The sequence below is a fragment of the Paenarthrobacter sp. TA1.8 genome, from assembly GCF_048595705.1.
In the GTDB taxonomy this organism is placed as follows: domain Bacteria; phylum Actinomycetota; class Actinomycetes; order Actinomycetales; family Micrococcaceae; genus Arthrobacter; species Arthrobacter nitroguajacolicus.
Window position 1 is genome coordinate 2,967,299 of record NZ_CP184287.1, and the last position, 19,681, is coordinate 2,986,979.

Below are 19,681 nucleotides of genomic sequence, written 5' to 3' on the forward strand. Positions count from 1 at the left end.
TATCCCTGCATGGCATCCAGAAACAGGACCCAGTGCAACGTACCTGTATAGCAGGAAGCCGGGAAAAGGCGGGCCTGTCAACCGCGGGGCACCGTATGGTGGGCGCTGACCGTTAGGAAGCTGCCCGAGGGGCGAACCAGCCGGAGAAGTCCGCAGCCCACTCTTGCGGGCCAACAAACCCGATGGAGCCCAGCTGCCGCGCCTCCTCACAGCGGCGCAGACCCCACCAGAGGTCGTAGAGCACCCGCGGGGCGACATGAACCTGAAGATCCGGGACACGTTCTGCGCGGCCGATGCTCGCGGTTGTCTTGCTGTTCTCTGTGCAGATCCAGCCATGAAGGGGAGCTCCCCTGACGTTGTCGAACTCGAACCCCAGGACAATCGACTTCCTGGGCAGGGAATCTGTCACAAGGCCGCGGCCCATGTGTTCGAGCAGCGTGCCAAGCCCTGTCCGCAGGTCATTCTCAAAGGGCGCATGCCAATGACTCGCCCAGAGGCCCAGCGACTCCAAGGTCTGCCGCAGCGCGTAGCCGACCGGCGTCAGTCTGTAGCGTCGTGAGCCGCGGGGGCCGGTTTCATCGTTGCGAACGACAAGCTCCAGCTGGACCAGGCGCTTGAGCCGCTGGGAAAGCAGTGTCCGCGAAAGGTCAGGCAGGGCCCGGGACATATCGTTGAACCCCATTTCACCGCAGAGGAGTTCGCGCACGATCAATAGGGACCAGCGGTCACCCAGCAGCCGCAGCCCTTGTGATATCGACCAATAATCGGCACTCGGGCGCCCTGCTGTTTTCGCCAGGTCGTCTTGTTCCCGGGTGAACTGCTCCGCAATGGTCGTCATCGTCCCTGAACTCCAAGCGATCCGTGAGTTGTGCTGCCACCATTCTTCCCGACCCTTCGAGGTGCTGTGTGTGCGCCACGCACATAAGTTGATGCCCGCCTGTCCGTCGCAGGCCTTCACCGGTTCTGCCTTTAAGCAAGAATCGAAGGTTGGCCGATAACCGTCCAACCTTCGATTCTGCGGTCCGTTTGCTAGAGCCGGATGTCTGCAGACTCCCCCGGTTTCAAGGCGATGAGGAGTTCGCTGAGCCCGGCATCTGCGAAAAGCTTGCTGATCTGGTCAGCATTCTGGCTGAAATGTTCCCACGAATCCTCGTGCACTGGAACGACCTTCTTGACACCCATGATCTTGGCCGCCTCCAGGGCCCGGTCATTGCTGAGGGTGATGTACGCGCCATCTGCGATCACATCGAATTTTGCGCCGCCGACGAAGAGCACAGCGATATCAATGGCTGGAAAACGATCCGCAATTTCGCGCACGATATCCAGCTCGGAGTTATCACCGCTGATGTAAATCGTCGGCATGCCCTCTGCTTCGAGGACAAAGCCAATAACGGGCCCGAGTGCGTCCCACACGCCCTCCGGGCCATGATGCGCCGGCACTGCCGTGATTTTCATCTGCCTGCCATCGGGAAGCGTAACGGTATGAGTCTCGTAGTCGCTGGTCCCGCGGACGTTGGGGCCGAAGTTCTTCGCAGCCTCCGTCGTGGTGAGGGCAAGCGGCACCATCGTCAGAAAACCCCGGCCGGCCACGTCCAGATTGTCGATGTGCTCGTGGGAGGCGAGTGCCAGGTCAACGTGGCCAAGCTCCTCGGGGGTGGCGCTGGGGGCGAGCTTCTTGATGACGGGTCCGGCGATTGGGTGGTGGTAGACCTGGGGGGAATCGAAGGTGGGGTCAGTGATCATCCGGTAGCCGGCGATCTCGAGGAGCAGGGTCGGTCCTCCAATGAGGGTTACTTTGACGTCGTCCATAATTTCAGTCCTTATCGGGTCGGTGGGGGCCGGGGTTCAGCTCTTGCTCGTCATTTGAGCCGTGATGTCTTCCGCCCCGTGCAGGACATAGACGAGCTTGCCGTCACCATCGAAAGCCGGAGCGTTCAGGGGCTGGAACCACCGGGGCTCGAAAATCCCGTCTGAGTTCTCGATGTCATACCGAACAGGCGGAAGAATATCGATCTTGCCGGTTTCGACAACACGCTCGATGGAGCTGCGCAGAATCTCTGTTCCCTTGGCGTCAGGGTTGTCCGGGTTGTCCGGAAAAGCCTCGAGGATGTCCATGCCGACGATTCCCTCGCGGCTCTTTCCCGTAGATGCAAGGAACGAGTCAGTGGCAGCGACGATCGTTCTGTCGGGGGTGACGATGATGTATTGGTTCGGCAGACTTTCGAAGATTTTCTGAAAGTCGGGGTTACGTGCATCTGAGGATGACACTTCGACTCCTTTCCCTGATGAGCGACTCTTTCGCGTCTCGTATTGCCATTGCAGCAGGTGGGGCCGTCCCGCACTAGTGCAATACATGGACTGGAAGGAGTCAGCGTCCCTGCTGTTTCGCCGACCAGGGCCTGCCGCAGATGCCGGGAAAAACGGGGATGCCCTTTGGCTTGGGCCATCGGCGGCATTTGTCCCAGATCCCTAGAGTCCGAAGGCGGTTCCGTGGCCATGCTCGAACACGAGGTTGGTCTGGGTGCCTGCGACGGCAGGATTCGATGACAGATGGTCCAGTACGAATTGACGGATGTGCTCGGTATTCCTGGCCGTGATGTGGATCAGGAAATCATCTGCACCGCCAAGAACGAAGAATTGCTTGATCTCGGGCAGGTCCCGCAACTCATTTCCGAAGGCATTCATCAGGTGCCGGGCCCCAGGCCTAAGCCGCACGCTGACCAGGGCCTGGAGGGGCAGGCCCATTGCTTCGGGTGCGACTTCGACGGTGAACCGCTTGATTACCCCCGACTCTTTGAGCGCCTTGAGGCGGGCAAGACAGGTTGACGGCGCAAGTCCGAGGGCCTCCGACAACGACTGATTGGTACGCCTTGAATTATTGGACAGCAGGCCTAGAAGCTTGTGGTCCACTTCGTCCAATGGCACCTGTTGCAGTTTCTGCGAGTCCGACACTCTGTAACGCTCCTCACAATGCAGGAATTAATCAGCTGCTTCCATTCTGCCGCAGATCCTGCGAGCAACGCGCAGCTCTCCGCATTTTCTGTCATTCTCTTCCCCACAAGCATCAATCTCGTCAGAAAGCATGAGTCATGATCATCTCCGTCCCCAAGGAAATCAAGAACAACGAGTTCCGCGTCGCCATCACGGCCGCCGGCGTGTATGAATTCAAAGCAAACGGCCACGACGTGCTCGTGGAAACCGGTGCCGGCGCTGGTTCCGGCATCAGCGATCAGGTGTACGCACTCGCCGGAGCCGAGATCGTACAGAGTGCAGAAGAGGCCTGGGCGCGGGCCGACATGGTGATGAAGGTCAAGGAACCCGTGGCATCCGAATACCGCCACTTCCGCGAGGGCCTGCTACTTTTCACCTACCTTCACCTCGCAGCGGAACCCGCACTGACCCAGGCGCTTGTCGACTCCGGCGTCACGGCCATCGCCTACGAGACCGTCCAGGAAGGCCGAACGCTGCCGCTGCTCGCACCCATGTCCGAGGTGGCCGGCAGGCTCTCCGTCCAGGTCGGTGCGACCTCGCTCATGGCGCCGGCAGGGGGCAAGGGTGTGCTGCTCGGTGGCGTTCCGGGCGTCCGTCCCGCCAAGGTTGTCGTCCTCGGTGCAGGTGTCGCAGGCACCAACGCCGCGGCCATGGCGCTCGGCCTCGGCGCCGACGTCACCATCCTGGACATCAACATCAACCGGCTGCGCGAACTCGACGCCCAGTACCAGGGCCGGCTCAAGACCGTGGCGTCGAACTCGTACGAGATCGAAAAGTCAGTTATCGATGCAGATCTCGTCATCGGCTCCGTCCTGATTCCGGGAGCGAAGGCACCCAAGCTCGTCACCAACGACCTCGTGGCCCGGATGAAGCCCGGCTCGGTCCTGGTGGACATCGCGGTGGACCAGGGCGGCTGCTTCGAGGACACGCACCCCACCACGCATCAGGAACCCACGTACAAGGTTCACGAGACGATCTTCTACTGCGTGGCCAACATGCCCGGCGCTGTCCCGAACACCTCCACCTACGCGCTGACCAACGTCACGCTCCGCTACGCGGTGGCTTTGGCCAACTACGGCGTCAAAGGTGCTTTCGACCGGCTCCCCGCTCTGGCCGGCGGTCTGAACGTGGCGGCGGGAAAGGTCACTCACAAGTCTGTCAGCGATGCCCATGGACATAACCTCGCCGACTGGCAGGACCTCGTAACGGTTTAGGACATCGGCTGTGCCTGCCCGATAGAAGGCAGGCACAGCCCGCTCCATAGGAAGGGCACGGCATCAAATGGCATTTCATCTGCAACCCAAATGGCAGCCGCTGGTCGGTCAACTGGTCATCGTGAAACTTCTGGATAAGGAGATCCGCCGCGGAGTTGTCGATGCAGTCACCGATGATGATCAAATCCTATGGCTCGACAGTCACGGCGCCGAGCCCCGCCGTCTCTTTCACCGGGCAGACGGTTTCAAGGTGTGGGTCGACTATAGATGGGAAACCGACAGGTCCAGCCTCTGCCCTGGCTTCCAGCATGCTGCTGCACCATGACGTGCCAACACTCCGCTGCCCCTGGACGCGTACAGCTTCTGGAACAGCTGCATGATGATAATGAGTTAGCAAGAGCCATTACCCGACTGCGCTCTGAAACAGTCCCGGATGAAGCGTCAGGCGTTCTTGTCACCTGGTACGGCCCTTGGTCCTACACCCTTGAACTCAGCCATCAGATTCCTCCTGGTCTCGTCTACGAGTGCGTCGCCCCTGAACAACTGAACTTCTCAGACTGATTCAGGACCGCCGGTCTGACTGGTCGAGCCCATCAGCGCCCCTCCCTCCAACGGCGGCGCGCTGGCGGCGCCCTTCCAGCAGGCTGTCGACCTCACGAGCCGACCGCGGGTCCACCGTCCTCACGGATAGGCACCAGGCACACAGCCGATGCGAACGCTGTGCCCGCAGTACATATCGATCATCTGAGCCGGCACGAAAATGGTCGAATATGAAGAGTCGGTAAGCCACTCCCATTCCTGGTGAGTCGGGAGCGGGAGCCCCACCGGCCGTGTGCAACCTGGCAACGAGAAGGAACCCTGATGTCCGAACTTCCTGTGGAAAGAGCAGATCTCGGCATGGCCTGGGCGGTGAAAGAGAGCTTTGTACAGTACGTGCAGTCTATGCGCGATGGACGCATACTCCTGCGCGAGGGTGCTGCCGTGACAAATACCCGACAGTTCTATTTCCCGTTCAGAAGCCTGGATCAATCCGACGGGAACAACTTTGTGCTCCAGTTCGGTGGAGAGGCCCGCTTCCTCGCCCATCACGGGCTAATGTCGGTCTCAATTTGCAACCCAAGAATTAAAGTCGGGCCCGACGGGGCATGCCTGTCCATCGAACAAGGAAACGAGATCGTGCACCTCGCCCATCTCAACTTGCCGGCGGTGTCGGTGGAAGAAGGCATCAATATGTGGGCAAATGTCCCGGTAGCTCTGACCAGCGCAGGAGCGGCTGTTTTCGCAGATAGCTACTCAGCCGGAGAAACACTGGCTCCACTGACCGTGAGAGCACCATCCATTGTGGAAGTATCCTGACCGCGTTCTGCGGGGGACTGGCGGCACCACTTGGGACACGGTGCTGGGCCAGGCATGAACACGCCGTGCCTTGCCCCGCTCCCGACGACTCGGTGGATCCGGGCACGAGAGACTGGCAAGGACCTGTTCCTGCCCGCAGACTCAATGGGTCCAGAGGCAGGAATCGCTGCATCGACTAGTGTGTCCAACCCGCGGCCGCAGCACCACCACGCACTGTTGGTTACTGAGTAGCCACTGTTGCGGTCGTTCGGACCAGGTGGGCGAAGCGTCGCGCCATCGCCTCGGTATGCTCCCTCACGATCTGGTCTTGATTCTCGAATGCTTTCATTCCGCGGCCGGCCCGCTCTACGGCATCCGTGTCATTCTCCTTGACCAGGGACAACCACTGGCGGTAGACCACCGGCGAGATTTCCGGGTGAAACTGAACTCCCCATGACATCTCGCCTACTCGAAAAGCTTGGTGCGGATACTGGGCCGTCATCCCGAGCCATACCGCTGACGGCGGGAGTTGTTCGATCATGTCCCCATGCATGGCGCCTGCGAAGAATGGACCCGGCAATCCGGCCATCAAGGGATCCTTGGCAGCATCGGGCCGTAATGCCACCTCTACGACCCCCGCCTCGAGGCCCTGGTCTCCCCTAGCCACGGTCCCGCCGAACGTCTGTGCCATCAGCTGAGCTCCAAGGCAGATCCCTAGCGTGGGCTTTCTATGTCTGTCGGCGGCCGCCATAAGGCGCCGGATGTCGGAAAGCCAGTGATAGGCATCGTCGTCCAAGGAGCTCATGTCTCCACCAAGAACCACCAAGGCGTCCTCCTGGATCACGTCCGGGATCACGTCGCCAATGAAAGGCTGGATAATTCTGGTGGTTATTCCCTCGTCATGCAGCCAAACACCGAGACGGTCCAGCGGGCAGTGGAAATCTGGCTGTATGACGAGTGCCTGCAGGGTACCGGTACCTCGGGGCAGGTTTGGCTGATTGGTCATGCTCGAATTCCTTATCGGGCGATCGGGGTTTCAGCGTTCGAAACCCCCGGTTGTGAAGGGACGGTGGCATCCCGTGCGGTTAACCCGGACACCAAGGCCCCATGGCCTTTAATCCCCGACCCCCGCGGACAACTTCAACGTAGCGAACAGCATCGCCGGGACCGCAGTGCCGTTTGCACATTAAGATCCAAATGTGTGTGCCACACCCTGGTGCTCTTGGGATCACGCGAATATTCCTCAGCGAACTCCGGCCGCTGTTGCCGTCATTGAAGAACCGCGCGGTGGCCTTCGCGCATCGCCAGTCGCGCTGCAATGCCCGTGGGAAGCCAGTCGCCGGCTTCTTCGAATGAATGACCGATGAGCTGCTCTACACGCTGGAGCCGTTGCCGGAGTGTGTTGCGGTGGATGTGCAGTTTTGAGACCGTGTCGGCAATGGATCCTTTGTTGGATAGGAGCATGGCGACTGTTTCGGCCAGCTGGGTTCCATTTTCCGCGTCGTAGTGCGTGAGGGACCTGAGTTCCGCGAGCACGTCCCTGATCTCCGCAGACATCCCTTCCCCAACAAGCGGCAGTTCCTGCAGGTGTTCTATGTCGCTGAAAGAGGTTACCCGTCTCCCGGATGTCCTGCCGACCAGTTCTGTCCATGCCAGTGCGGTTTCGGCGTCTGAAAGCGCTGGCTGCAGAGAGGCGACGTCCCGCGCCAGTGGACCTACGCCGGCGAAAGCTGAGACGCCACGGTGTTCGTCGAGGTCAGAAAGAGTTGTCTCCAACTTCGCCTTGATCTCTTCTCCGGAGCCGGAGGCGGTATCGATAAAGAGCAGGCTGAGGGGGCCTTCAGTGAAGACCAGGGATCGGGAGCCAGCCAGCTCCTGAAGATAGGGGGCGATGCGCCTGGACACCGCGTCAGAGTCGAATTTCAGCCGTTTCACTCGCACCAGAACCGGCAGAGTGCGGCCCTTGGACCAACCTGACTCCTCGAGAATCCGGGCGAATGTGCTCGTGCCGACGCTTCGGAGCAAGCGTGAAGCATGGGATGAACCGACGGACTCCAGTTCTACTGCTTCAAACAGAGCGGCCAGCTGAGAGCAAATGGCGCTCAGCCGATCGAGCTCTCTGGCGGAATAGCGGCGTGGACGATAGCACGTGACAATGCCCCGGGTGCTCGTCAGGCCAAAGGAGACAGATATCCGCTCGTGTCCAGCGACGTTGGATTCAATGAACTCGGACGTTGCCGTTCGTGAATGAGTGGTTCGAACCATGATTCCGCTCCGCTCGCCCTTGTCCATTGCAATGGCGGTGGGCGGCGACGTGGCTGGACCACGCCCGAAATATTCAATGACGCAGGCGTCCGAGCTCATGTGCTTAAGAATCGACCGGGCGGCCACCTGGGCGCACTGCAGGACGGAAGTGGCGGAGTTGATCGGGAAATCGACAAGGAAATGCGCTGCTGCGGATTGGCGCCGCAAGTCATCAACAGTCTCAGCCTGCAGCAGGCCGCTGGCAAGCAGCACGCCCACCTCGTCAGCAATCAGCTTCGACTCCCAGGTGAAGGTTTCCTCCTCATATGACCAGAGGCTAAACACGCCTAGCAGGGTCCCGGTCGGTGCCACGATCGGGACAACCAGCATCGAATTGAAATCTTCTTCTTGCAGTTCGCTGATGCTGACGAACCGCGGGTCCTGCTGAATGTTCTTGTTAAGGACAACCGACTGCCTAGTAAGCCCTACCCAGCCAGTTACACCTTCGCCGAGGCGAAGGGTGACTCTTCCCACTTGCTGGCTTTGCACTCCAGCGGTGCCTGCGCGCATGACAAGGACTTGTTCCTGTTCATCCCACAGGTAGACGAAAACCCCTGCTGAGTTTGTTGCCCTGGCTACCAAGTCCACTGCTCTTTGAGCAAGCGCGAGTGGATCCGGTCCTTCCATCATTAGCTGCGTGAGCTCGGACAAGGTATCTGCGCGAAGCTCTGCTATTTGGAGTTTATGGCGATAGTCAGCGGGCAGGGCCTCATTCGGTTGCGAGGCCGCGGGCTCAGCAGGGGGTTTCATGGTTTCAGCTTAGAAGGCTCATGCCCATGGACGCCCGGCTGAACTGCCGTGGCGCGTTGACGCCTATCCAAGCCACGTCCTCCTCCGCAGATCCAATCCGGTACAAGGCGGCGTTGCGTTCCTCTGCAGCGTATACCTGTACGAGTTCGCCTGCCGACGGAAGCATTCCGTGTACCTGTACCTTTCGGCCGAACTGCTCCGTCCACCCGTACGGAGCCTGTTCCAGTTCCGTGGAGTCGAAACCGGCAAAGTATTCAGCCAGGGCTGCGCCATGCCGTTGGGCCTGGGTCCAACTCTCGAACCGCCGAAAGGTTCCGTCCTCCGCCTGCCGGGCCGAAACGTCTCCGATAGCGAAGATCCCGTCGGCGATTTCACCGCTGGCCCGCAGGGCTTTCCCGTCCGCAGTGCAACGGACTCCGTTGGAAACGTCAAGCTCGCTATAGGTCAGCCATTCGGTATTGGGCCGCGCACCGATAGCGCTGATAACCAGGTCGGCGTGCAGGTCCAGGCCGCTGACCCGGACCGTCCAGTGCGCATTCGTTTTCTGAATGGATTCCACAGCAACCCCAAAATGAGTGACAACACCGGCCTGGTGCATCCATGCCTTCGCTTCCTCCCCAAGATGCCCCGAAAAGAAGCGCTGCATTGGTTGCGGAGCCAAATCCACTACCGTGACGGCAAGCCCACGTTGGGCGAGAGTAGACGCCAGTTCCGCACCAATGGTTCCGGCGCCGATGATGATCGCACTGGCAGCTCCTGCATCCACAGCGTTGCGCAGGGCCAGGGCGTCCTGGGCGGTTCTTAGGCTTAGAACGCCCGCTGGCTCGTTCGGCAGCCGGATTGAACCGGCTCCTGTTGAGATGACGACCGCGTCAGCAGCTACCTCTCCGAGCTTGTCCAGCAGGACAGTTCGCTTGTCGGTGAGCAGCCCGATCGCCTTTGCGTTGAGGATCGGTGTAGCCTCCGGCCACCACTCGGCCGGTTCAACGGGACCAGTGCCTAGAAGGAATTGCTTGGACAGCGGGGGCCTGTCGTAGGGCGCGTTCGGGTCTGAATCAATGACGATAAATTCGCCTGCAAAGCCCAGCTCGCGACTGCGTTCAATCAGCATTGCTGATGCAACCGAAGCGCCAATGACCGCAACCCGCTCTGGCAGATGTGTCACGACGCCGAAACCTCTGATGCTTTCTCGCTGGCCTCGTTCGTTTCCCGTTCCAGGATTGCCCGTTCGGGGCAGTTCCGGATGGCCTTTCGGACGTTGGGTTCATCGCCGCTGTTTTCGCGGCCAGGAATGACGTGCGCGTAGCCTTCCTCGTCGATCTCAAAGGTTTCGGGTGCCAGAGCCCAGCACCGGGCGTGGCCTTGGCAGCGCCCTCCGTCGACCCAAAGTTCTCCCATGGTGATCAAGCTCCAATCTTGAGGGTAAGCGGGCCGACGCCGTGCCACGGTTCGTCGTCATTCGCCCGTTCGAAGTGAGGGACAGCCTTCAGGAATTCCTCCATGGCGATAACCATTTCGGCGCGGCCAAGGTTCGAGCCAAGGCACCGGTGGATCCCTCCGCCGAAGGCCAGGTGGCGGTTGTCTTCGCGGTCAATCTTGATGTCATTGGGTTCTTCGTAGACCTCTGGGTCACGGTTGCCCGCGCCGAAGACGAGCACGACGCGTTCACCGGCCTTGATCTCCTGGCCCCGGACGACTGTGTCCTTCTTCGCGGTGCGGGCCATGGCCTGGACCGGGGAAAGCGTCCGCAGGAATTCTTCTGCAGCTGTGGGGATCAGGTCGGGGTTTTCACGCAACTGCTGCTGGGCCTGCGGGTTGCCGGCCAGGTACCAAAGGGCGGAACGGATCGCCCAGGCGGTCGTGTCCAGCCCGGCCAAGAAGAGCAGGTAGCAGTACGACAGCAGCTCTTCACGCGTGAGCTTCCGGCCTTTCACTTCCGCTTTCAGAAGCTGGGTGATCAGGTCATTGCCGGCTTCTGCTTCCGGTCCGGCCTTTTCCCGTTCGTCGAGAAGACGGTCGAAGTAGTCGTTGAGCTCGCGTCCGGCCGCGTATGCCTTTTCCGGATGAGCGGTCCGCTCATAGATGATCTCGTCAATCCACCGGTCGAAGATTGGCCAGTCCTGTTCCGGATATCCGGCCAGGCGGCTGAAGATAATGGTCGGCATCGGGCGGGCAAGCTTCGCCGAAACATCAACGACGTCGCCGGCTGCAAGGACTTCCTGGCACAGCTGCTTAGCGGTCTCCCGCATGCCGGGTGTCAGCTTTGAGATGTTCATGGGTGTGAACATCGGTAGCAGGATTTTGCGGAAGTCAGCGTGGGTCGGCGGATCGATGTCGATCGGAATCAGGGGGACGTCAGTGCCGAACGCCGGGAGGAGCATTGAGGGACCGACAGCGAAGGTGTCGGGGTCCTGCTCGGCGTTGAAGATATCCTCGCTTTTGGTGATGTACCAAAAGCCTCCATACTTGTTGCTGTGTCCAACAGGGCCGTTGGCCAGTATGTCCTGGTATTCGTCGAAAATGTTGTCGAGCGACCGTCCGTGGAAGTCAAAGTCTGACTTGTTGTGGCTGAGTCCCCGCTCAGTTTCTGTGCTCATGAGAATTGCTCCTGAAGTGGTTTCTGTGACTGTGCGTACGCTGCGGCCTTCTCCACGAGATCAACGAAGAGGGCCTTCTGGGCTTCGTGATAGTCGACCATGTGCTCGGGATGCCATTGGACTCCGATGAGGCGGGCATCATCGGCTTCAATTGCTTCGATGACGTCGCCTTCCCGTCCCACGACACGAAGACCTGTTCCGAGCTTTCCCAAGCCCTGATGGTGGTAGCTGTTCACGGGAATGCTCAGGCCTTTGGCGATCCGGGCAAGTTCGGAACCGGGCTCCAGCTGTACCTTGTGCCATGGTTCGTGTGAGGGGTGGTCCTGCCAGTGCCCCCTGTCCGGGCTCACTTCCTGGACGAGGTTTCCGCCGCGGATGACGTTGACAAGCTGCATCCCCCGGCAAGTGGCCAGGATGGGCAGGCCGCGAAGCATGGCCTCGTTGTAAAGTTCTATTTCGAAGTCGTCCCTGATGTCGCAGACGTCATAGACCGTGTCGATCGGGTCCTCGCCGTACAGCCGGGGGCTGATGTCGCCGCCGCCGGTGAGGAGGAGCCCGTCAAATCCTTCAAGAGCCGCATCCGGGATTGTTGCCGTGGACGGAAGAATGGCGGGACGGCCGCCCGCGGCAAGAACGCCGTTGGCGTAGGCCATGTTCTGGACCGTTGAAGGCATCGGGCCGAAGGCGGTATCGACGGTTTGCCGGGCCGCGGAAATGGCAATAAGGGGCGCCCGCATGTCAGTAAACCAGCCAACCACCGTCGACGTGGATGGTGGTACCGGTCACCCAGCTGGCCTCGTCGCTGGCCAGGAACGCGACGGCGTTGGCAACGTCAGAGGGCCGTCCGATTCGTCCGAGCGGCGTACGGTCGAGGAGGAACTTCACGGCCTCCTGGTTTTCCAGCACGGACTTGGTGAATGGGGTCTCGATGAAGCCGGGGGCGACAGCGTTGACGCGGATTTTGGAAGCTGCGGTTTCGATGGCCAAAGCCTTCGTGAACATAAGGAGTGCACCCTTGGATGCGTTGTAGTGGACCTGGGGGTGTCCGCTGCTGGCGATGACGATGTGGGCCTCGACAGAGGTGATGTTGACGATGGCACTGGTTGAATCGTCGCCCCGGGCGGCAGCGCCCTTCTCCAGCAGCGGCCGTGCGGCCTGGCTGACCAGGAACGGTCCGGTGGAGTTCACGGCGAAGACCTGGTCCCATTCCGCTACGCTCACGTCGTCGAAGTTGCTGCCCTTGACGATGCCTGCGTTGTTGACGAGGGTGTCGAGCCGGCCGAATTTTGCGTCGATCTCGGCCATGCCGCTGCGGACCGAGGCTTCGTCGGCGACGTCCATAACAACAGGCACCATTTCCGGGTGCTGGGCAATCAGACGCTCGAGCGCGGCCTCGTCACGGTCCAGGGCTACGACGGTGGCGCCCTCCTTGAGCAGCTTTTCTGCGATGGCAAGGCCGTTTCCGGACGCGGCTCCGGTGACTGCAGCGATCTTTCCGGGGTGAGTAGTCATTGGGTGCTTCTTTCTGAGTATTGAAAAATGGAAATGGAGCTCTTAGCGCGGTGTTGGGCGCTAGATTCGTTCCAGGTAACGTGCGATTTCGAAGTCGGTGACACTGGTCTGAAGCTTGCGGAGCTCCCAGCGCCTCGTCTGGACGTAGTGGGTAACGAACGTTTCGCCGAAGTACGCCTTGGCGACCTCGCTTTTCTCGAACTGTTCGATGGCCTGGTCGAGTGTTCCGGGCAGCTGCTTTACCTGGTGTCCTTCCTCCAGGGCGTAAGCGTTTCCTACCACCCGCTCCGGGGCAGTCAGTTCCTGCTCCACGCCGTGCAGGCCGGCGGCGATGCTTGCGGCGATGACCAGGTAGGGATTGGCGTCAGCGCCCGGTACCCGGTTTTCGATGCGTGCAGCACTGCCCTTTGACGGAATGGACCTGATTGCGACCGTACGGTTGTCGAGCCCCCAGGTGGCGCTGGATCCGGCCCACTGACCACCTTCGGTCCGCTTGTAAGAGTTGATGGTGGGCAGGTAGACGGCCGTGAGCTCCGGCGCCGTCTCGACGACGCCCGCCAGGTAGTTGTACCCGATGGCGCTCAGTTCGCCGGGCTCGTCGGCATTGGCGAAAGCTGACTTGCCAGATTCCGGATCCCAAAGGCTCTGGTGCATGTGTCCGGAAGAACCGGCCCACTCCGGGTTGATCTTGGCCATGAACGATGCCGTGTAGCCGGCTTCAGCTGCAGCCTCCTTGACGGTGGCTTTAAGCCGGAGGGCGTTGTCCGCGGCTGCGAGAGCATCCGAATAGTGGATGTTCATCTCGAACTGGCCTGGACCGTTTTCACTGTTGCTGGCCTCGATGAAAATGCCCTGCTCAGACAGGCGGCGTCGGATCTCACCGATGAGGAACTCGGTGCCTGTGTCCCTGACAAGGCTGTAGGTATGGCTGCCCGCCGTGATGGGGGTCAGGTCGCGCCAGTCCTTGGCGGCCAGGTCCGTCGGAGTGCCTTTGAGCAGGTAGAACTCGAACTCGTAGGCGCAGACTGGCGAGTATCCAAGGTCTTCGGCTTTCTGCACGACCCGCTTGAGAATGCTCCGGGGACAGATTGCCGCAGGCTCGCCCGACATCTCGTAAGCGTCGCAGATGACGGAAGCCACGCCGGGTTCCCCGGGAACGACCTTCAGGGTACTGAGATCGGGGAGGAGCGTCACGTCAGGGTAACCCGTGTCCCACCCCGTGTAGCTGAGATCAGAAATGATTTCGTCCTGAATGTCCCAGCCGAAGATGATGTTGCAGATATTCGTTCCGCTCTCAGCGACACTTTCCAGGAAGTACCTGGCAGGGATGCGCTTGCCGCGCCAAACACCGTCGAGGTCCACCACGCCCACTTTGAACGTTTTGATGTCGTTGTCGGAGACGAACTTTTGCAGTTCGTCATGCGCTGACGCCGCTGCGGATTGATCCTGCATGTCGATTGCCTCGAGTTCTTGGAGATCCTCCGGGACCTGTGTGATGGGATTCACTGTGTACCTCTTATCCTCATTGATATTGCTTACTAAAAACACTAAGAGCGGGATCCTATTGGCGTATGTGCAAGCTGCACATCATGATTGCCGGCTACATGCATGCGGTAAGGCAGATCACATCCAGAGCCGTACGTAGGCCAAGACTTTTTTCGAGTCCTGCCGAGTATCCGGGACACGAAAGCCCTGGTACTGGGCAGGGTTCAGATGGGGCCTAGTAGACGTCCTTGACGTAACGGCCCTCAGTCTTCATGGACTGCACGTAGTCGTACGCCTTTTCGCGGGTCATTGCGCCGTGGCTGCCCAGCACCGCCAATAGGGCTTCGTCGATATCAGGTGCTATCTGTTTCCCACCGCACACATAGACGGAAGCTCCGTCCGATAGCCAGGCAAAGATGTCTTCACCTTCTTCGCGGATCCGGTCCTGGACGTAGACCTTGCCCTGTTGATCCCGGGAGAAAGCCAGGCTGAGGCGGTCCAGCACACCGTTGCTCTGCAGTTCTTCCATTTCCGCCTGATAGAGCCAGGAAGGCCTTTCATGGCGGTCCCCGAAGAACAGCCAGTTCCGGCCCCGGGCTTGTGAGACTTCACGGTCACGGAGGAATCCGCGGAACGGGGCAACTCCGACACCTGGACCGATCATGATCACATCAGCTGAGCTGTCCTTGGGCAGGTGGAACTCGTGCGCGGGCAGCGGGAACACTTTCATAGCTTTTTTGGTGCGTGCGGCGGACTGGAGGAAAGCGCTGCACGCCCCCGAGTGCCGGCGCCCGGCGGTCTCGTATCGCACAGAGGAGACCGTCAAGTGGACGCGGTTGCCGTCGGCGAGGGGACTGGAGGCGATGGAGTACGACCGGTGCTGCAGAGGCCTCAGCTTTGAGAGGAACTCGCCGGGGTCGACATCTGTTGTCCGGGTTTCCTGCAGCACGTCCAGCATGTCCCGTCCCCACAGCCAGTTCTCCAGCGCGTTCCGGTCACCGGACTCGACCAGGTTCCGCACGGGATGATCCGGTGCGAGATCTTCAACGAGCCAGGCAACGATGCCCAGGTGGGGCAGCCGAAGCTCATAGTCGTTTTGAAGCGTCTCGCGTACAGTCTTGCCGTCCTCACCGAACGCCTCGCTGCCCTCGAGGCCAAGGAATTCGAGGAGGTTTTCCACGAGCTCGATGGAGTTGGTGGGGATTACGGCAAGTGAGTCACCTGGCCGGTAGTTGCGGCTGTCGCCGCTGACCTCAAGCTCATAGTGCCAGACCTCTTTTTCGGACTCTGGAGCGCTTAGGAGGCGGGCCTCGACGACGGTGGCAGTGTCAGGTTCCCGGCGTGTGCTTTTGGGCTGCTCGGCGGGGTTTGCTCCTGGAACAGTGGAGTCTTGCGGGCTGTTGTCCCGCTTCTTGGGAACAACTGTCGTGAAGGTCTCGAGCATGCCCTTGATCCACTTGCCTGACGTCAGGTCATAGTCGACATCGCAGTCGAGGCGGTCGAGGATTCTCTTGCCGCCGAGTTCGCCAAGGCGCTCGTCAAGGTCGATGCCGGCTTTGCAGAAGTCTTCGTACATGGAGTCGCCAATGGCAAGGACTGCGAAGGGAACGTCCCTGAAGAGGTCTGAGCCGGCGCTTTGAAGCTGATCCCAAAACGGTTGCGCGTTGTCCGGCATGTGGCCGTTGTCGTGTGTGGCGGTAACGATCAACAGGCGGTCCTTGCGTGCCGCATCTTGCGGGGTCAGCATGTCCAGGCTCATAAGCTCGGCTGAGTAACCCTGGCCGTTTGCCTTGTCCACGATCTTGGACGCAAGGAACTCAGCGTTCCCGGTCTGGCTGCCGTAGAGGACGCTGAGGGTCTGCACGGCGGTGTCTGTCTCACTGGATACTCCGGATGAGGTGCCTTGGTTGGTCCGAACCAGCTCCCCTGTGTCAGTTGTCACGGTTCTGTCCTTACAAATACGGTCTTGAGTTCTGTGTATGCCTCGATGGCAGCTTGGCCCAGTCCGCGGCCGATGCCTGACTGTTTGAAGCCGCCATAAGGTGTCTGGATTCGAATTGATGAGTTTGAGTTGACCGAGAGAGTCCCGGACTCGAGTGCCCGCGCCGTCCGCAGGGCCTGGCCGACGTCGTTGGTCCAGATGGAGCCGCTCAGGCCGTAGATTGAGCTGTTGGACAGCGCGATGGCTTCCTCTTCGGTGTCGAAGGGAATCACCGAGGCGATGGGGCCGAAAATTTCCTCGGTTGCCACCCGGCTCTTGGGGTCGGGGGCGATGACGATTCTGGGTGCCATCCAGAAGCCGGGGCCATCCGGTGCTTCACCGGCGGTGACGACGTTGAGCCCGTTTTCGAGGAAGCTGGAAACGGTGTCGCGGTGGGCAGCCGATACCAGCGGTCCGAGGTTGGTCTTGTCGTCCAGCGGGTTACCGATTTTCAGTGCCCGCGTAGTTTCGATGAATCCCTCAACGAACTCGTCGAAGATTCCCCGCTGCACGAGAAAGCGGCTGCGTGCACAGCAGTCCTGGCCCGTGTTGTCGAAGACCGACATCGGGGCTGCCCGCAGACACTTGGCGAGGTCGACGTCGTTGTAGACAATACTGGCGGACTTCCCGCCGAGCTCAAGAGAGACTCTTTTCATCGTCGTTGAAGCCGCTTGGACGATGGACCGGCCGACCTCGGTGGAACCAGTAAAACTTACTTTGTTAACATCCGGGTGTTCAGCGAGGGCATTGCCGATCCGGGCGCCCGAACCTGTGAGAACCTGAAGCGCGTCTCCGACGACGCCCAGTTCCTTCACGATTTCACCAAATCGGACAGTTGACAGGGGGGTAAGGGCGGCGGGTTTCACAATCACGGAATTGCCGCTGGCCAGTGCCGGCGCGATACTCCAGGATGCGATAGGCAGAGGGAAGTTCCAGGGGGCAATTACGGCCACCACGCCCAGCGGCTCGCGGAAAGTCATGCTGACGCCGCCGTCGACGGGAATGGTGTCTCCGAGGATCTTGTCCACCGTTCCGGCGTAGTACTTGAAGCACTCGGCGACACCAAGAACTTCCTGTCGGGCCGCCGCCAATGGCTTACCAACGTCGGTGGATTCGAGTAAGGCCAGTTCGTCGCTGTGAGCGATGACAGCATCGGCAATAGCCCAGAGGGCATCACGGCGTTCAGCCAGTGGCTTGCGGACCCAGGCGCGCTGGGCGGCCCGTGCGCGTTCTACCGCTGCATTCACGTCCGGCAGGTCGTAGGCGGGCACCTCGCCTATCTGTTCTTCTGTAGCGGGGTTGTAGACCGAAATAACGCTGCTCATAATCGGGTGCTCCTTCAGGAGAAGTGGGTTTTGTCGAAAATTTCCTAGTCCCGTGTGGAGTCTGGGAAGCTCCGTTAGTTCCGACAATGCCTGAGGAAACTGCGGCCAGCGAGTGCTGGGAGCACCACGATAACTAGCTGTATGTGCGTGGTGCACATTCCAGAAACTCTTCGGTCATCGGACCGCGTCCATTCTTTTGCCAGCCGGTAGCTGTGCATCAAGACCATGCGCAGGACGGATGTATGTGCAGGCTCAACACCGCAAACCCTGGGGTAACTCCTACGCTGTAATCCAATTCACAGTGACGTTCGGCAAGGGGGCCGGCCCCACTTGTGGGTTCCGCGATGCCGTTCAATTCCGCCTTGTCGAAGGCATCGCGATGACACTCAGCTTCTACGTCCAGGAGGGACGAATGGCAATTAAAGATGTTAAATTTGAGCCGGTGGATGCGGGACCGAACAGCATATTGAGCCCGGACCGATTGCTCAGCAGGGGCCTTGGAGTCCGGTCGATCGTGTTCATGGTTGTGGCGGGAGCTGCGCCCATGACAGCTGTCGTGGCTGGTTGGCCTGTTGTCGTTTCTGCATCGGGAAGCACGGGCGGTCCGCTGTTCTTCCTTATCGCGACCGCTATTCTGTTTCTGTTTGCCGTTGGCTTTACGAGGATGACGCCCTTTGTAAAAAATGCTGGAGCGTTCTATTCCTACATCCAAACGGGGCTGGGCCGGGGTGTTGGCATGGGGGCTGCCACTTTTGCGCTCGGAACATACTTGCTGCTGTTTCTTGCGTTGTGTTCATACCTGGGATCAGCGGCCCAGACCACGGTTCACGATCTGGGCGGTCCGGATCTTCCCTGGTGGCTGTTCAGTCTGGTGCTGATGGCAACCTGCGGTGCTCTTGCTTACCGGGACGTCGAGCTCTCCGCCAAGGTGCTGGGCGTGGTCCTGGTCATCGAAACAGTCGTTCTGCTGGCAGTAAACATCGGGGTGATTGTCCACGGCGGCGCGGAAGGTTTGAGTGGTGACTCGCTGTCCCCCGCGCGTTTGGGCGAAGGTGTCCCGCCTCTGGGCGTCATGTTTGCCTTCTTCTCGTTCCTCGGTTTTGAGGCCACCGCCGTCTTCCGGAACGAAGCACGTGACCCCGATCGCACTATCCCTCGGGCAACCTACATCGCCGTTATCGGCGTCGGCATTTTCTACACTTTCACTGCCTGGGCCTTGCAGGCGGGAGTCGGAAGCAGCCAGATCGTCGAAGCCGCGACGAATGATCCCACCAGCATTGTGGTAGGGCTCGCGGGACAGTACGTGTCCCCGCTCCTTGCCACCCTGCTCCAGGTTTTCCTCATCACCAGCCTTTTCGCCTGTATCCTCACCTTCCAGAACGTACTGACCCGGTACCTCTTTACCCTTGGTACTCAAGGTGTTCTTCCGTCTGGACTTGGTGCAATCCACCCACGTCACCACGCTCCGTCCAGGGCAGCCTTGATCGTCTCGGTAGTTGCGATAGCACTGCTTGGTGTCGAGGCGATCATCGGGCTCGACCCGGTAACGCAGGCCTACACCTGGTTCTCAGGCTCGGCCACATTGGGCATCGTTGTTCTGATGGCTCTCACGTCACTCGCGGTGATCGTGTTCTTCCGGAGGAATGCACACAACAAGAAGGTCTGGGGCACGTTGCTGGCCCCCGCGCTTGCCCTTCTCGGACTCGGGGGAATTGTCTTTCTGGTCCTTCAGAACTTCGGGCTTCTCGTCGGCGGCGACTTGGCGGCGGGAATACTGTTGGCGCTCATGGCCGCACTCTTCCTGGGAGGCGTGACTACCGCGCTGGTTATGCGATCCAAGCGGCCGGCGACGTATGCCGCACTGATTCCGGCAAGTTCCAGCAGCGAGGAAAGATCTACAGCGAGCTAAGAAAAGAAGATCTATCTCCGTAGCTTCCGTCGCACAGGTCTTCTTGGGGCGATCGTAACGGTGTCCGGTCGCGCAAAGCGCGGCCGGACACTCGCGCCCATGGACAAAAGGATCTTCCAGAGATTTCTCTACCCGTCACTGCATTTAGTGAGCTGCTAGAGCAGCTGCCGATATTTAGGAGCTTCCCATTTCCGACAGCGCACTGTTAAAGCAAATCATCGACAGGAAGTACCCGACAGTTGCCTACGGCGAAGGCGTCTTCCTGTATGACACGGAAG

At 60.1% G+C, this 19,681-nt stretch carries 18 protein-coding genes; 4 read left to right on the forward strand and 14 right to left on the reverse strand.

What is annotated here, in order from left to right:
- Positions 1-112 precede the first annotated feature (112 nt).
- The 4 genes from ACNAOT_RS13820 to ACNAOT_RS13835 form a co-directional block, all read right to left on the reverse strand.
- On the reverse strand, positions 113-838 hold the full coding sequence (locus ACNAOT_RS13820) for a winged helix-turn-helix transcriptional regulator (protein WP_056387782.1): 726 nt from the start codon (positions 836-838) through the stop codon (positions 113-115).
- A gap of 191 nt (positions 839-1,029) precedes the next feature.
- Positions 1,030-1,809, reverse strand: coding sequence for an MBL fold metallo-hydrolase (locus ACNAOT_RS13825; RefSeq protein WP_110504009.1), 780 nt, complete (start codon positions 1,807-1,809; stop codon positions 1,030-1,032).
- A gap of 36 nt (positions 1,810-1,845) precedes the next feature.
- A complete protein-coding gene (locus ACNAOT_RS13830; RefSeq protein WP_056387787.1) occupies positions 1,846-2,268 on the reverse strand; it encodes a PAS domain S-box protein in 423 nt (140 codons plus the stop codon).
- Between the two features lie 201 nt (positions 2,269-2,469).
- Entirely contained in the window at positions 2,470-2,952 is a 483-nt protein-coding gene (locus ACNAOT_RS13835) for an Lrp/AsnC family transcriptional regulator (RefSeq protein ID WP_056387789.1), read from the reverse strand.
- Between the two features lie 137 nt (positions 2,953-3,089).
- Between ACNAOT_RS13835 and ald the strand changes: the two genes are divergently transcribed.
- From ald to ACNAOT_RS13850, 3 genes are all read left to right on the forward strand, one after another.
- Entirely contained in the window at positions 3,090-4,205 is a 1,116-nt protein-coding gene (gene ald / locus ACNAOT_RS13840) for an alanine dehydrogenase (protein WP_110504007.1), read from the forward strand.
- A gap of 67 nt (positions 4,206-4,272) precedes the next feature.
- Positions 4,273-4,530 (forward strand): hypothetical protein, encoded by a 258-nt coding sequence (locus ACNAOT_RS13845; RefSeq protein WP_110504006.1) that lies wholly within the window; start codon positions 4,273-4,275, stop codon positions 4,528-4,530.
- A 536-nt stretch (positions 4,531-5,066) separates the two neighbouring features.
- A complete protein-coding gene (locus tag ACNAOT_RS13850; protein WP_235009456.1) occupies positions 5,067-5,561 on the forward strand; it encodes an HtaA domain-containing protein in 495 nt (164 codons plus the stop codon).
- A gap of 220 nt (positions 5,562-5,781) precedes the next feature.
- On the opposite strand, the gene ACNAOT_RS13855 is transcribed toward ACNAOT_RS13850, so the two are convergent.
- The 10 genes from ACNAOT_RS13855 to ACNAOT_RS13900 all read right to left on the reverse strand — a co-directional run bounded on the left by ACNAOT_RS13855 (position 5,782) and on the right by ACNAOT_RS13900 (position 17,494).
- On the reverse strand, positions 5,782-6,546 hold the full coding sequence (locus tag ACNAOT_RS13855; RefSeq protein ID WP_056387794.1) for a type 1 glutamine amidotransferase: 765 nt from the start codon (positions 6,544-6,546) through the stop codon (positions 5,782-5,784).
- Between the two features lie 263 nt (positions 6,547-6,809).
- Entirely contained in the window at positions 6,810-8,594 is a 1,785-nt protein-coding gene (locus ACNAOT_RS13860; protein WP_082581629.1) for a helix-turn-helix domain-containing protein, read from the reverse strand.
- A 4-nt stretch (positions 8,595-8,598) separates the two neighbouring features.
- A complete protein-coding gene (locus tag ACNAOT_RS13865; protein ID WP_235009455.1) occupies positions 8,599-9,759 on the reverse strand; it encodes an NAD(P)/FAD-dependent oxidoreductase in 1,161 nt (386 codons plus the stop codon).
- Positions 9,756-9,992 carry a ferredoxin gene (locus tag ACNAOT_RS13870; RefSeq protein WP_056332056.1) on the reverse strand — a complete coding sequence of 79 codons (237 nt, stop codon included), beginning with the start codon at positions 9,990-9,992 and terminating at the stop codon, positions 9,756-9,758. Before ACNAOT_RS13870 ends, ACNAOT_RS13865 begins: the two co-directional genes overlap by 4 nt.
- A 5-nt stretch (positions 9,993-9,997) precedes the next feature.
- Positions 9,998-11,191, reverse strand: coding sequence for a cytochrome P450 (locus ACNAOT_RS13875; RefSeq protein WP_056387803.1), 1,194 nt, complete (start codon positions 11,189-11,191; stop codon positions 9,998-10,000).
- A complete protein-coding gene (locus tag ACNAOT_RS13880; RefSeq protein WP_056387806.1) occupies positions 11,188-11,928 on the reverse strand; it encodes a gamma-glutamyl-gamma-aminobutyrate hydrolase family protein in 741 nt (246 codons plus the stop codon). Before ACNAOT_RS13880 ends, ACNAOT_RS13875 begins: the two co-directional genes overlap by 4 nt.
- Before the next feature lies 1 nt (position 11,929).
- Positions 11,930-12,703, reverse strand: a complete 774-nt coding sequence (locus ACNAOT_RS13885; RefSeq protein ID WP_056387811.1) for an SDR family NAD(P)-dependent oxidoreductase — start codon at positions 12,701-12,703, stop codon at positions 11,930-11,932.
- Positions 12,704-12,763: 60 nt separating this feature from the next.
- Positions 12,764-14,209, reverse strand: a complete 1,446-nt coding sequence (locus ACNAOT_RS13890; protein WP_235009454.1) for a glutamine synthetase family protein — start codon at positions 14,207-14,209, stop codon at positions 12,764-12,766.
- A 214-nt stretch (positions 14,210-14,423) separates the two neighbouring features.
- Positions 14,424-16,130, reverse strand: a complete 1,707-nt coding sequence (locus tag ACNAOT_RS13895; RefSeq protein ID WP_056387815.1) for a diflavin oxidoreductase — start codon at positions 16,128-16,130, stop codon at positions 14,424-14,426.
- Positions 16,127-17,494 carry an aldehyde dehydrogenase family protein gene (locus ACNAOT_RS13900; protein ID WP_110504005.1) on the reverse strand — a complete coding sequence of 456 codons (1,368 nt, stop codon included), beginning with the start codon at positions 17,492-17,494 and terminating at the stop codon, positions 16,127-16,129. Before ACNAOT_RS13900 ends, ACNAOT_RS13895 begins: the two co-directional genes overlap by 4 nt.
- Before the next feature lie 412 nt (positions 17,495-17,906).
- Between ACNAOT_RS13900 and ACNAOT_RS13905 the strand changes: the two genes are divergently transcribed.
- Positions 17,907-19,403 carry an APC family permease gene (locus tag ACNAOT_RS13905; protein ID WP_420178311.1) on the forward strand — a complete coding sequence of 499 codons (1,497 nt, stop codon included), beginning with the start codon at positions 17,907-17,909 and terminating at the stop codon, positions 19,401-19,403.
- Positions 19,404-19,681: the final 278 nt, after the last annotated feature.

What these genes read in the sequence shown, in the direction of transcription:
- ACNAOT_RS13875 (WP_056387803.1), bottom strand. Translation starts at nt 11,191, where the DNA reads ATGAGCACAGAAACTGAGCGGGGACTCAGCCACAACAAGTCAGACTTT.
- ACNAOT_RS13850 (WP_235009456.1), top strand. Translation starts at nt 5,067, where the DNA reads ATGTCCGAACTTCCTGTGGAAAGAGCAGATCTCGGCATGGCCTGGGCG.
- ACNAOT_RS13905 (WP_420178311.1), top strand. Translation starts at nt 17,907, where the DNA reads ATGGCAATTAAAGATGTTAAATTTGAGCCGGTGGATGCGGGACCGAAC.
- ACNAOT_RS13855 (WP_056387794.1), bottom strand. Translation starts at nt 6,546, where the DNA reads ATGACCAATCAGCCAAACCTGCCCCGAGGTACCGGTACCCTGCAGGCA.
- ACNAOT_RS13820 (WP_056387782.1), bottom strand. Translation starts at nt 838, where the DNA reads ATGACGACCATTGCGGAGCAGTTCACCCGGGAACAAGACGACCTGGCG.
- ACNAOT_RS13825 (WP_110504009.1), bottom strand. Translation starts at nt 1,809, where the DNA reads ATGGACGACGTCAAAGTAACCCTCATTGGAGGACCGACCCTGCTCCTC.
- ACNAOT_RS13885 (WP_056387811.1), bottom strand. Translation starts at nt 12,703, where the DNA reads ATGACTACTCACCCCGGAAAGATCGCTGCAGTCACCGGAGCCGCGTCC.
- ACNAOT_RS13870 (WP_056332056.1), bottom strand. Translation starts at nt 9,992, where the DNA reads ATGGGAGAACTTTGGGTCGACGGAGGGCGCTGCCAAGGCCACGCCCGG.
- ACNAOT_RS13845 (WP_110504006.1), top strand. Translation starts at nt 4,273, where the DNA reads ATGGCATTTCATCTGCAACCCAAATGGCAGCCGCTGGTCGGTCAACTG.
- ACNAOT_RS13900 (WP_110504005.1), bottom strand. Translation starts at nt 17,494, where the DNA reads ATGAGCAGCGTTATTTCGGTCTACAACCCCGCTACAGAAGAACAGATA.
- ACNAOT_RS13860 (WP_082581629.1), bottom strand. Translation starts at nt 8,594, where the DNA reads ATGAAACCCCCTGCTGAGCCCGCGGCCTCGCAACCGAATGAGGCCCTG.
- ACNAOT_RS13880 (WP_056387806.1), bottom strand. Translation starts at nt 11,928, where the DNA reads ATGCGGGCGCCCCTTATTGCCATTTCCGCGGCCCGGCAAACCGTCGAT.
- ald (WP_110504007.1), top strand. Translation starts at nt 3,090, where the DNA reads ATGATCATCTCCGTCCCCAAGGAAATCAAGAACAACGAGTTCCGCGTC.